The organism is Bradyrhizobium forestalis, from assembly GCF_002795245.1.
Classification (GTDB): domain Bacteria; phylum Pseudomonadota; class Alphaproteobacteria; order Rhizobiales; family Xanthobacteraceae; genus Bradyrhizobium; species Bradyrhizobium forestalis.
The window spans coordinates 18568-30790 of sequence record NZ_PGVG01000060.1 but is presented as its reverse complement, the minus strand read 5'-3'; the positions used below and the strand labels follow the sequence as shown (position 1 = coordinate 30790).

Sequence of the window (12223 nt, the reverse complement as noted above, 5' to 3'; positions counted from 1 at the left end):
CCTGGTTAAGCTATGCCAGTTTTGCGACGGATTTGGAACGGGGATGGAGGGGTGATGGCGGTCGTGTGAGGAGCGGTGACGCGGCCTCACACTCAGTGTCGTCCCTGCCTAGTGCGCAATTGCGCACTAGGCAGGGACGACACCGGAGAGAGATCGGTGCGCAGATTACGCCGCGGTCGCCGGCTGCAGCTGGGTCGCGACCATCCGCTCCAAGGTCTCGACCGACTGGAAATTCTCCGGCGTGATCTCGGACTGCGGAATGGTGAAGTCGAACTCGGCTTCGACGCCGAGCATCAGATTGACCATGTCCATCGAAGTCAGGCCGACATCGACGAGCTTCGCCTGTGGTGTGACGTCTGCGGTGAGTGAATTCTGTTCGAGAATGCTCTTCACCAGCTTGATGATGCGATTGCGCAAATCGGTATCGAAGGCCTGCATCGGCAAATTCCCATCTGTCTATCGGGGTCGGATCGGACTGCCGGCTACGATGGGCACGGCCTGTCGGTCCTGCAATGGGCCGCACCAATAGTTCGCTTTTCTTAGTAAACGATGACTCAGATTGTCTGAAATTCAGGCTTCTTCCAGAGTCCTAACGCGATGCCGGAAAATCGGGTGATGCCAACAACCGGACCTTAACTGTTCGTTCGGAATTGGGTTTTGTTTACCCTCTATTTCATCGACGAATTTGAATTAAATCCGTAGCCTCATCTCACAAGCAAAGATGGCCGGAGGATCACTTCAATCGGCATCGCGAATGATGCCGGCGATCTCGAACGGCAAACCGGAGGCGGACGAGTATGAACGTGCGTGAAGCAGTCCTTACTGTCGACGAAATGCAGACGAGCTTTCTCGAGCAGGGTCCCTCCCTGATCGAGCGCGCCGCCCGGACAGCCGCAGCGGCAGCGGCCGACGCAGACGGGGTCGATCGCGACGCCCGCTTCCCGCACAAGGCTTTCGAGGTCGCGCGCGAGCAAAAATTGCTCGGTGTCATGATCCCGGTCGAGTTCGGCGGCCTCAGTGCCTCGATCTATGACGTCACCGACATCTGCTACACGCTCGGACGCGCCTGCGCTTCCACGGCGATGATCTACGCGATGCACCAGACCAAGGTCGCCTGCGTCATCAGGCACGGCCATGGCATTCCCTGGATGGAGACCATGATGCGCCGGGTTGCCCGTGACCAGTGGCTGCTCGCCTCCTCCACCACCGAGGGCCAGAATGGCGGCAACATCCGCGCCAGCGCCGCCGCCGTCGACCACGCCGGCGACACCGTCTCGCTGGTGCGCGATGCCACCGTGATCTCCTATGGCGCCGAGGCCGATGGTCTCGTCACCATCGCCCGCCGCGCCACCGATGCCGCCGCCTCCGACCAGGTGCTGATGGCGCTTGCCAAGGACGATTATTCGCTGAAGCAGACCCAGGGCTGGGAAACGCTCGGCATGCGCGGCACCTGTTCGACCGGCTTCGAGCTGAGGGTCGACTGCCCCGCCGACCGCGTCTTCCCGGAATCCTACGACAAGATCCACGCCCAGACCATGACGCCGTTCGCGCATCTGTGCTGGTCGTCGGCCTGGGCCGGCATCGCCGCCGCGGCCGTGACCCGCGCGCAGGCCTTCATCCGCAAGGCAGCGCGCTCTTCCGGCGGCCAGATGCCCCCGGCCGCCGCGCACTTCACCGCCGCCAAGATGTCGCTGGCCAAGCTGCGCGCGCTGATCGCCGCCAACATCGACGCCTTCGCCGGCGCCGAGCATGACGAGCGTGCGCTCGGCTCGCTCGACTTCCAGTCGTCGATCACGCTGCTGAAGGTGCAGGCCTCCGAGCTCGCAGTCGAGACCGTGATGCATGCGATGCGCACCACGGGTCTTTCCGGCTATCGCAACGACGGCGATTTCACCATGGGCCGTCACCTCCGCGACGTGCTGTCGTCGCCGATCATGATCAACAACGATCGGATCCTGGCCAACGCCGCGACATCGACACTGATGAGCGGGGTGCCGACAAGCCTTCGCGACTGACGTGCCTTGGCGACGGAATCAACAAGAACAATTTTGAGATAGCAGGACATCGAACCATGAACATTGCCGTCCTCCCCAATTCGCCCGATACCGCGCCGCAGATGATCGATCCGCTCGATCATCTCGCGGACAAGCTGTTCCATCGCATGGGCGCCGACGGCGTCTATGCCCGCACCGCGCTCTACGAGGGCGTGGTCGAGAAGCTCGCGGCGCTGATCACCAGCCATCGCGAGACCGGCACCGAGGTGATGCGCTTCCCGCCGGTGATGAGCCGCGCCCAGCTGGAAAAATCCGGCTATCTCAAGAGCTTTCCGAACCTGCTCGGCTGCGTCTGTGGCCTGCACGGCACCGAACGCGAGATCAACGCCGCGGTGAGCCGCTTCGATGCCGGCGGCGACTGGACCACGTCGCTCTCGCCGGCCGATCTCGTGCTGTCACCAGCCGCCTGCTATCCCGTCTACCCGATCGCGGCGAGCCGTGGACCTTTGCCGAAGGGCGGTCTGCGCTTCGATGTCGCCGCGGACTGCTTCCGCCGCGAGCCGTCGAAACATCTCGACCGGCTGCAATCGTTCCGGATGCGCGAATATGTCTGCATCGGCACCCCCGACGACGTCGCTGATTTCCGCGAGCGCTGGATGGTGCGCGCGCAGGCGATCGCCCGCGACCTCGGCCTGACCTTCCGCGTCGACTATGCCAGCGACCCCTTCTTCGGCCGGGTCGGCCAGATGAAGGCGGTGAGCCAGAAGCAGCAGCAGCTCAAGTTCGAGCTCCTCATTCCGCTGCGCTCGGAGGAGCAGCCGACCGCCTGCATGAGCTTCAACTATCACCGCGAGCATTTCGGCACGACCTGGGAAATCCGGGACGCCGATGGCGAGCCGGCCCATACCGGCTGCGTTGCCTTCGGCATGGACCGTCTGGCCGTCGCCATGTTCCACACCCACGGCACCGATCTTTCCGCCTGGCCGGCCAAGGTACGGGACGTCCTGGGCCTGCAGCCGCATGTTGCGGCAGGTGCCCACGGCGAAGGCTGGCGCTAACGCAACTCACGAGGCCAACCATTTCCACGGGCAAGACGAGCGTGATCCATACCAAGGTTCGATGCCGCGAGATCACCGAGTCCGACGTCGATAAGATCGCGGACTTGCTGACGCGCGGCTTCGTCGGCCGTTCACGCGAATACTGGATTCAGGGCCTGCGCCGGCAGGCCTTCCGGCCTGTGCCGGAGGGCTATCCGCGCTTTGGCTACATGCTCGACGACGACGGCACGCCGGTCGGCGTGCTGCTCTTGATCTACACGGCGCGCAAGGACGGCGAAGAGACCGCCATCCGGTGCAATTTGTCGAGCTGGTATGTCGACCCGGCCTACCGCAACTACGCCCCGCTGCTGACCAAGATTGCCCAGCGGCACAAGGACGTCACTTATTTCAACATCAGCCCGGCGCCGTGGACCTGGCCGATCATCGAGACGCAGGGCTTTCGCGCCTATTGCCGCGGCATATTCTTCTCCGTCCCTGCGCTGGCGCGCGCGCCGCGCTGGAGCGAGATCGAGGTCATTCCGCCGCACGCCAAGCGGATCGATGGGCTTTCCGAAGCCGAGACCGAGCTCTTGACGCGGCATGCGCGCTACAATTGCCTCAGCCTCGTCTGCCGCACGCCGAAGGGAACGTTTCCCTTCATCCTGCAACCAGTGCGGATCCGCCGCGGCTTCATTGCGCCGCCCGCTATGAAGCTGATCTATTGCCGGAGTGCCGCCGAATATGCCGAATGCGCCGGCCGCATCGGCCGGCTGCTGCTGCGGCTCGGCAAGATTTCGGTGGCCGTGGACGCCAACGGCCCGATTCCCGGCCTCGTCGGCATCTACACCGAGCGGCGCGGCCGCAAATATTTCAAAGGCCCGCACCGGCCGCAGCTCGGCGACCTCACCGACACGGAGCTCGTGCTGTACGGGCCCTAGGGCAGCGCTCGACCCTGTAGCCCGCATGAGCGCAGCGACATGCGGGAATGGTCGTCCCGGATGTCGCTACGCTCATCTGGCTACGGGCTATCGCTTTGTTTGCTGATCATTTGCGCGCTCTCCCACCATCGTCAGTCACCCTCCGTAAACTACTGCGCTTAAGGGAATTTTCCGGCCTCTTCGCTACCCTCGGCGGCTGAAATAGGTTGCGTTAAGTCTTTTGCCTGTCGAGGTCCCGCCGACCCCATGATGTCGACCCGCGACAACGAGCCTGGTGCACGCAGCGAGCAGGGCCCGGAAGCCCTGGTCGCGCTGAGCCAGCTTGCGCTCGACCACATGGAGCAGGGCGTCTGCGTCTACGACGCCGACAACCGGATCGTGCTGGTGAACCAGCGCTACCTCACTCTGTTCGACATGTCGGCCGACATCGTGCGGGTCGGCACGAGCTACCGTGAGGTGCTCGCGCACAGCGCAAGCCGCGGTAACTTTCCGGAAAGCGAGCTCGATACGCTGTATTCGGCGCGGATCGCGCAGATCGCCGCGGGCAAGCCGTTCCGAACCGAGCAGCGGCTGGCGAGCGACCTCGTCATGTCGCTGGAGTTGAAGCCGCTTCCCGGCGGCGGTTGGATGACGATCTGCGACGACGTCACCCGCCTCGCCCGGCTCGAGGCGGAATTGCACGTGCAGACCGAGCGCAGCCAGCATGCGCTCGCCAACATGTCGCACGGCCTCATCATGTATGACGCCGACAGCCGTGTCGTCGTCTGCAACGAGCGTTTCCTGAAGCTCTACAACCTCGACCCCGAAATCATGAAACCTGGCATCGCGCACAGCGCGGCCATCGACCACTGGCTTTCGCGCGGCAACCTGCCGGGCATGTCGGCCGACGAGTTCCATGACATCAGGCTGGAGGACGTGCGCACCAGGAAGGCCAAAACCCTGCTGGTGATGCGTTACGACGGACGTATGGTGCAGGCGGTCTCCCGCTTCCTGCCCGATGGCGGCTGGGTGACGGTGCACGAGGACGTCACGGAGCGGCTGCAATACGAGGAAACACTGAGGCAGCAGAACGTCATTCTCGATGCGGCGCTGGAGAACATGGCGCACGGGCTCGCCTTCTACGACAGCGACATGCGCCTGCGCGTCTGCAACACCACCTACCGCAAGATCTACGGGCTCTCGCCCGAGGAGACCCGGCCCGGCACCCACCTGGTCGAGCTGATCGAGCGTTCGATGGCGAACGGCGCGTTCTCCTCCGAATACAGTCCGCAACAACTCGTCGACGCCGCCAGCATGAGGATCGCGAATCGCGACTCCTCATCAATGCGTCGGCGCATGTCGAATGACACGGTGATCTCGGTACGCTATTGCGCGCTCCCCGAGGGCGGCTTCGTCGCCACCTATGAGGACATCACCGAGCGCGAACGTGCGATCGAGCAGCTGAGCGAACAGTATCGCCGCTTCGACGCCGCGCTGAACAACATGAGCCAGGGCCTGTGCATGCTCGATGCGAGCCTGCGCGTGATCGTCTGCAACCGCCGCTATATCGAGATGTACGGACTGTCGCCGGAGTTCGTGAAGCCCGGCGTCTCGATGCGAGAGATCATGGAGCATAGCTGCGAGCTCGGCATCCATCCGAACACAACCGGCGCCAAGCTCTACGCCGACTACGTCGAGAGGCTGCGCGAAGGCGAGCACACGCTGCACCGCCATTTGAGCGACGGCCGCATCATCAAGCTCAATCACAAACGGATGGAGCATGGCGGCTGGGTCGTCACCTATGAGGACGTGACCGAGCGCCACAAGGCCCAGGCCCGGGTGGCGCACATGGCGCGGCACGATTCGCTCACCGACCTGCCCAACCGCACGCTGTTCCGCGATAAGATGGGCGAGGGACTGAACCAGGTCGCGATCGCCGGCGGCGCCATGGCGGTGCTGTGCTTCGATCTCGACAATTTCAAGACCGTCAACGACCGCCTCGGCCACGCCGCAGGCGACCGCTTGCTGCGCTGGGTCGCGGCGCGCCTCAAGGAGAATGTCGGCGAACACGACACCGTCGCGCGGCTCGGCGGTGACGAATTCGCCGTTCTTCAGCGCGGACCGCAACCGCAATCGGCTGAGGAGCTCGCCCGCCGCCTGGTCGACATCATCGGTCATCCCCCGCCGCTGGAAAGCCAGTCGATCCATGTCGGCGTCTCCGTCGGGATCGCGATCGCACCCGACCACGGCCTCGATGCCGATGAGCTGATGAAATGCGCCGACCTCGCGCTGTACCAGGCCAAGGCCAAGGGGCGTGGAGCCTATCAGCTGTTCGAGCCCGAGATGGAGGAAGAGGCGCGCAGCCGGCACGCACTGGAGCAGGATCTGGGCGGCGCGCTGGAGGCGCGTGAATTCCACCTGGTGTTCCAACCGCAGATGCGGCTCGATCCCTCCGAGCTCACCGGCTTCGAGGCGCTGCTGCGTTGGAAGCATCCTTCGCGCGGCTTCGTCTCTCCGGCCGAATTCATTCCGATTGCGGAGGAGAACGGGCTGATCGTTCCGATCGGCGAATGGGTGCTGCGCACGGCCTGCGCGGCCGCCGCGTCCTGGCCCGGCGTCACGGTCGCGGTGAACCTGTCTCCGGTGCAGTTCCGCTCGCGCGGACTGGTAGCGATGGTCACGAGCGCACTTGCGGAAGCCGGCCTGCCGCCGCAGCGGCTCGAGCTCGAGGTCACGGAGACGGCGCTGCTCGACGACAGCGAGGCGACGATCGACATCCTGCACCAGCTCCGCGCGTTGGGGGTGCGCGTCAGCCTCGACGATTTCGGGGTTGGCTATTCCTCGCTGAGCTACTTGCGCAAGTTTCCGTTCGACCGCATCAAGATCGACCGTTCCTTCGTCGGCACGCTCGGCGAAAGCCCGGAGAGCGTTGCCATCGTCAGAACGATCGCGAGCCTCGGCTCCGTGCTCGGCGTCGAGACCACGGCGGAGGGGGTGGAGACCGAGGAGCAACTCGACTTCGTCCGCGAATGCGGCTGCACCGCCGTCCAAGGCTATTATTTCGGCAAGCCCTGTCTCGCATCGGAGGTCGGCCGCACCATCGAGACGCTGAACATGGTCCGGCGCGTGGCATAGGGGCTTCAAGCCTCCTCAAATTCCGCCTCTCGGCACACTTCCAAACGACCAATTGTCGCACGCCGCGTTTCCGCGGGAGTCGCTGCCTCGCCCATGCGGGCGATCCACTCAATGCGCTTTTCTTCTTCCATGATTTCGGGGACAATCCCCTCATAACAATGAGAAACGGCGGTCCACCGAGACCGCTGCGAGGGAGGTATTTCGATGTCGCGATACGGGCTGAAGACGATTGCCTTTGCCGCCATGCATGTTGTGGGCGCATTGCTCGCGACCGCCGCCAGTGCGCAGGACTATCCCAGCAAACCGATCACGTTGATCGTGCCATGGCCGGCCGGCGGATCGACCGACATCTCGATGCGCGCGATCGCCGACAGCGCCTCGAAGGTCCTGGGGCAGCCGATCGTGATCGACAACAAGGCCGGCGGCGGCGGCACGGTCGGACCGGCGACGATGGCGGCGTCGGCGAAGCCGGACGGCTATACCATCTCGCAGATTCCGATCACGGTGTTCCGTCTGCCGCTGATGCAGGAGGTGTCGTGGGATCCGGCGAAGGATTTCACCTACATCGTCCATCTCACGGGCTACACCTTCGGTGTGACGACCAGCGCGGAGTCGCAGTTCAAGAGCTGGAAGGACGTGGTGGAGTTCGCAAAGGCGAACCCCGGCAAAGTGACCTACGCCACGCCGGGCGCCGGCACTTCACTGCATATCGGCATGGAGCAGATCGCCGCGATGTCCGGCATCAAGCTGACGCAAGTCCCTTTCAAGGGCGGCGCGGAGACCAATGCCGCCGTGCTCGGCCAGCACACAATGCTTCAGGCGGATTCCACGGGATGGCGGCCGCTGGTCGACGCCGGCAAGCTGCGGCTGCTGATGGTGTGGACCGGCGCACGCTCGCCGAACTATCCCGACGTGCCGACGCTGAAGGAGCTCGGCTACCCCATGGTCTATGATTCCCCCTTCGGCATTGCAGGACCGAAAGGAATGGATCCCAAGATCGTCGCCAAGCTGCACGACGCCTTCAAGAAGGCGGTCGAGGATCCCGCGGTCGTGGCAACGCTCGCCAAATACGACATGGTGCCGAACTACAAGAACACCGAGGACTACAAGAAGTTCGTCGTCGAGGTCACGGCGTCCGAGCGCAAGGTGATCGAGACGCTCGGCCTTGCGAAGAAGTAACCGCCACACATGCTGACGTCATTCTGAGGTGCGAGCCGCGCTTGAGGCTCGCACCTCAGGATGGATCGGGGCACCGCCACCCTTCGAGGGCCGCTGAAGAAGCGGCCACCTCAGGGTGACGGTGGTCGAGAGGTGTTTCACATGACCAACCCAACCAACGTCAAGCTCCGCCTCAGCAACTCCGAACTCTGGGGCGGGCTGATCGGGCTCGCACTCGGCGGCTTCGTGATCTGGTCGGGCTTGAAGCTCAAGCTCGGCACCATCAACGATCCCGGCTCCGGCTATGTGCTGTTCTACACCGGCATCCTGATGTGCGTGTTCGCAGGCGCCATCATCATTTCGGCGGTCACCGAGGGCGGGCCGACGCTGGCCTCGCGCTGGGAGAATGTGCGCTGGAGCAAGCCGCTTCTCCTCATCGCCTGCCTCACCGCATTCGCCTTCGCGCTGGAGCCGCTGGGATTCTTGTTGTCGTCGATCCCGCTGATGCTGCTGCTGTTGCGGCTGATCGATCCGGTGCGCTGGACCCTGGCGGTCCCGATCGCCGTGCTGGTGCCATCAGGCATGTGGTGGGTGCTCAAGCGGCTGCTGTTGATCCAGTTGCCCTCAGGCCTGTTCGGGATCGGTTGACCCCATGGATACGCTTGTCAACGTGGCACATGGATTCGGCGTCGCGCTGCTGCCGATCAACCTGCTCTACTGCTTCATCGGCGTCTTCATCGGCACGCTGGTCGGCGTGCTGCCGGGCATCGGGCCGATCTCGGCGATGTCGCTGCTGCTGCCCGTGACGCTGTCGGGAACGCCCGAATCCGGCATCATCATGATGGCCGGCATCTATTACGGCTCGATGTATGGCGGCTCAACCACCTCGATCCTGGTCAACATCCCCGGCGAAGCCGCCTCCGTCGTCACCTGCATCGACGGCCACCAGATGGCGAAGCAGGGCCGCGCCGGCCCCGCGCTCGGCATCGCCGCTTTCGGCTCCTTCGTCGCAGGCACCTTTGCGCTGGTCGCCTTGATGCTGGTGGCCCCGAAGCTTGCCAGCATCGCCATCGCCTTCGGCCCGGCCGAGTATTTCAGCCTGATGGTGCTCGGCCTCGTGGTGCTCACCTTCCTCACCCAGGGATCGATGCCAAAGGCACTGCTGATGGCGTGCATCGGCGTCGTGCTCGGGCTGGTCGGGCTCGACAGCATCACCGCGCAGCCGCGGCTGACCTTTGGCCGCATGGAGCTGATCGACGGCATCGGCCTCGTGCCCGTCGTGATGGGCCTGTTCGGCGTCGCCGAAGTGCTTCTCAACACCGAGCAGGCCATCAAGCGCGACATCATCAACACCAAGATCACCCATCTCCTGCCCAACAAAGAGGACTGGAAGGTGAGTGCAGGCCCGGTCGGCCGCGGCACGATCCTCGGCTTTTTCCTCGGCATCCTGCCGGGCGGCGGCGCGGTGGTGGCGTCATTTGCGTCCTACGCGCTGGAGAAACGGCTGTCGAAGACGCCCGAGCGTTTCGGCCACGGGGCGATCGAGGGCGTCGCCGGGCCGGAATCGGCGAACAACGCCGCGGCGGGCGGCGCCTTCATTCCGCTGATGACGCTCGGCATCCCGCCGAATGTGGTGATGGCGCTGCTGCTGGGGGCCTTCGTCATTCACGGACTGCAGCCGGGACCGCTGCTGATCACGCAAAACCCCGGCCTGTTCTGGGGCATCGTCGCCAGCATGTATATCGGCAATGTCATGCTGCTGATCCTGAACCTGCCGATGATCGGCATGTGGGTGCAGCTGCTCAAGCTGCCCTACAACATCCTGTTCCCGCTGATCATCCTGTTCACGATCCTGGGCGTCTACTGCTCGAGCAACAACGTGTTCGACGTCTATGTGATGATCGCGTTCGGGATCATCGGCTATTTCATGCGCAAGCTCGGCTATGAGCCGGCGCCCCTGGTGCTCGCCTTCGTGCTGGGGCCGATGATGGAGAACAACCTGCGCAAGTCGCTGATCCTGTCGCAGGGCGATCTCTGGACCTTTGTGCAGCGACCGATCTCCGGGGTGTGTCTCGCATTCGCGCTGGCGCTGCTGATCGCGCCGCTGCTACCGTCACTGCGCAAGAAGCGCGAGCTGGTTGCGTTGGACGAGGGCGCGTGAGGTTTCGTAGGGTGGGCAAAGCGAAGCGTACCCACCATTCGCGCCGCATTGTTGGAGATGTGGTGGGCACGGCGCAAGTGCGCCTTTGCCCACCCGGCCTCTTAGCTCGCCGCAGGCAGCGCGCTATCTGGCCCCGCGCCCCACGGGCGCTCCGCCGACGCGAGCCCGATCAGGCGGCCCTGGATGTAGTCGCAGCCCCAGTCGCGCAGCATGTTTGCGGCCTCTTCGTCCTGCACCCATTCGGCGACGGTCTTGATGTCGAGGCGCCGGGCGAGGTCGATCAGGGTTTGCACGAAGGCGCGGTCGTCGGCGGAATGCGTGACGTTCTGCACGAAAGCGCCGTCGATCTTCACGATGTCCACGCCGAGCTTGCGCAGATTTCGGAACGAGGTGTAGCCGGCGCCGAAATCGTCGATGGCGATGCGGCTGCCGAAATGCTTGAGGCGGCCGACGAAGGCGCGAACGTCGTCGATGTCCTGGATCGCGACCGTCTCGGTGATCTCGACGATCAGCCGCTCGGCAACGCCGGGATGAGCCAGCATCAGCGACTCGATCCCGGCCCACCAGTCCGGATCCATGGTGGTGTCAGGCGAGATGTTGAGGCTGAGACAGATGTCGGGCGCGGCAGCGAGCTCGGCGACCACGAGCTCGAGCACGCGATGGTCGACCAGACGGATCAGGCCGAGCCGCTCGGCGACCGGCACGATATCAGGCGCAAGCAGCACCTGGCCGTCGCCCTGGTCCATCCGCACCAGGCATTCATGGAATGCGCGCTCGCGCGAGACCGCCGAGACAACGGGTTCATAGGCGAGCTTGATACGGCGCTCGTTGAGCGCGGTGACGATCTCGTCAGTGACGCGAATATTGCCGCGACGCTGTGCGTCGCGCGCGGCATCCGGACGCCAGGCCGCGAACGAGCCGGCACGGCGGCGCTTGGCGGCATCCAGCGTCTCATGGGCGCGGTTGACGGCCTCGTCGGTGTTGCGGGCATAGCGCGGCAGGCTCACTGCGCCGATCGACGCGGTGACGGAGACCGGGCCTGATTTCGTCGGCACAACCTCGTCGCGGATGCCGGCGAGGAAGCGCTCCGCGGCAACGTTCATGTCGTCGACGGTACAGTTCTTCAGGATCAGGCCGAACTTGTTGCCTGAGAATCGCCCAAGCACGTCGCCGCCGCGCAGGCGCGAGCGAATGCGCTTGGCAATGTCGAGGATCACGGCATCGGCAACGTCGAAGCCGAAGGCATCGTTGACGCGGGCGAGATGATCGATGCCGACCAGCATGAAGGCCGCCGTCGAGCGGAAGCGAGTGGTCTCCTCAATCGTCTCGGCGAGCGCCGCGATCAGATGCGAGCGGTTGAGCTCGCCCGTCAGCGGATCGAGCCGGGCCAGCTTCGTCAGCTCCTCGTCGCGGGCGTGGCGTTCATTATTGATGCGGACGGAGCCGATCGCACGCGTGGGACGGCCGTCGGGACCAGCGAACCAGCGGCCGGTCTCCTCGATCCAGATCACGGGATCGGATGCGCTCATGCGCACGCCATACTCGACCCGGTAGGGCGTGCCGTCGGCGCCGTGCACGGGGGACGTCTGCGCCAGCGCGGCCGTCCGCAGCGTTTGCGCGGGCTCGATCAGCTTGGCGAATTCGGCGCCGGTCGCGAGCCGCTCGGCGGGAATACCGGGAAAGATGCTGGCGACCTGCTCACCCCAGACGATGGCATCGCTGGCGATGTCCCAGGCGAACACGGCCTGACCGAGCGCGGCCAGGATGTCGGAGGCTTGCGGCAATGCGGGGGTCAAAATCGCCTCGTTTTGGGACAGTGGA

Annotated in this window: 9 protein-coding genes; 7 read left to right on the top strand and 2 right to left on the bottom strand. The window is 64.5% G+C overall.

Going from position 1 to position 12223, the window contains the following annotated elements; translation table 11 throughout:
• Positions 1-165: 165 nt before the first annotated feature.
• Positions 166-438, bottom strand: coding sequence for a phosphopantetheine-binding protein (locus CVM73_RS36195; protein ID WP_100236521.1), 273 nt, complete (start codon positions 436-438; stop codon positions 166-168).
• A gap of 359 nt (positions 439-797) precedes the next feature.
• Here CVM73_RS36195 and CVM73_RS36190 point away from each other — a divergent pair, with 359 nt between their 5' ends.
• The 7 genes from CVM73_RS36190 (at position 798) to CVM73_RS36160 (ending at position 10402) form a co-directional block, all read left to right on the top strand.
• The gene (locus CVM73_RS36190) at positions 798-2015 is read left to right on the top strand and encodes an acyl-CoA dehydrogenase family protein (protein WP_100236520.1); all 1218 of its coding nucleotides are present in this window, start codon (positions 798-800) and stop codon (positions 2013-2015) included.
• Positions 2016-2071: 56 nt separating this feature from the next.
• The gene (locus tag CVM73_RS36185) at positions 2072-3052 is read left to right on the top strand and encodes an amino acid--[acyl-carrier-protein] ligase (RefSeq protein ID WP_100236519.1); all 981 of its coding nucleotides are present in this window, start codon (positions 2072-2074) and stop codon (positions 3050-3052) included.
• Between the two features lie 41 nt (positions 3053-3093).
• Entirely contained in the window at positions 3094-3969 is an 876-nt protein-coding gene (locus CVM73_RS36180; RefSeq protein WP_100236518.1) for an acyl-CoA acyltransferase, read from the top strand.
• Between the two features lie 246 nt (positions 3970-4215).
• Positions 4216-7083 carry a PAS-domain containing protein gene (locus CVM73_RS36175; protein ID WP_100236517.1) on the top strand — a complete coding sequence of 956 codons (2868 nt, stop codon included), beginning with the start codon at positions 4216-4218 and terminating at the stop codon, positions 7081-7083.
• Positions 7084-7287: 204 nt separating this feature from the next.
• On the top strand, positions 7288-8262 hold the full coding sequence (locus tag CVM73_RS36170) for a tripartite tricarboxylate transporter substrate binding protein (protein WP_100236516.1): 975 nt from the start codon (positions 7288-7290) through the stop codon (positions 8260-8262).
• 141 nt (positions 8263-8403) lie between these two features.
• Entirely contained in the window at positions 8404-8889 is a 486-nt protein-coding gene (locus CVM73_RS36165) for a tripartite tricarboxylate transporter TctB family protein (protein ID WP_167407259.1), read from the top strand.
• Positions 8890-8893: 4 nt separating this feature from the next.
• Entirely contained in the window at positions 8894-10402 is a 1509-nt protein-coding gene (locus CVM73_RS36160) for a tripartite tricarboxylate transporter permease (protein ID WP_100236514.1), read from the top strand.
• 101 nt (positions 10403-10503) lie between these two features.
• Here CVM73_RS36160 and CVM73_RS36155 read toward each other — a convergent pair whose 3' ends face one another.
• Positions 10504-12198 carry a bifunctional diguanylate cyclase/phosphodiesterase gene (locus CVM73_RS36155; protein WP_100236513.1) on the bottom strand — a complete coding sequence of 565 codons (1695 nt, stop codon included), beginning with the start codon at positions 12196-12198 and terminating at the stop codon, positions 10504-10506.
• Positions 12199-12223: the final 25 nt, after the last annotated feature.

Coding starts and splice junctions, on each gene's coding strand:
- CVM73_RS36190 (WP_100236520.1), top strand. CDS start 798: ATGAACGTGCGTGAAGCAGTCCTTACTGTCGACGAAATGCAGACGAGC.
- CVM73_RS36160 (WP_100236514.1), top strand. CDS start 8,894: ATGGATACGCTTGTCAACGTGGCACATGGATTCGGCGTCGCGCTGCTG.
- CVM73_RS36195 (WP_100236521.1), bottom strand. CDS start 438: ATGCAGGCCTTCGATACCGATTTGCGCAATCGCATCATCAAGCTGGTG.
- CVM73_RS36185 (WP_100236519.1), top strand. CDS start 2,072: ATGAACATTGCCGTCCTCCCCAATTCGCCCGATACCGCGCCGCAGATG.
- CVM73_RS36170 (WP_100236516.1), top strand. CDS start 7,288: ATGTCGCGATACGGGCTGAAGACGATTGCCTTTGCCGCCATGCATGTT.
- CVM73_RS36175 (WP_100236517.1), top strand. CDS start 4,216: ATGATGTCGACCCGCGACAACGAGCCTGGTGCACGCAGCGAGCAGGGC.
- CVM73_RS36165 (WP_167407259.1), top strand. CDS start 8,404: ATGACCAACCCAACCAACGTCAAGCTCCGCCTCAGCAACTCCGAACTC.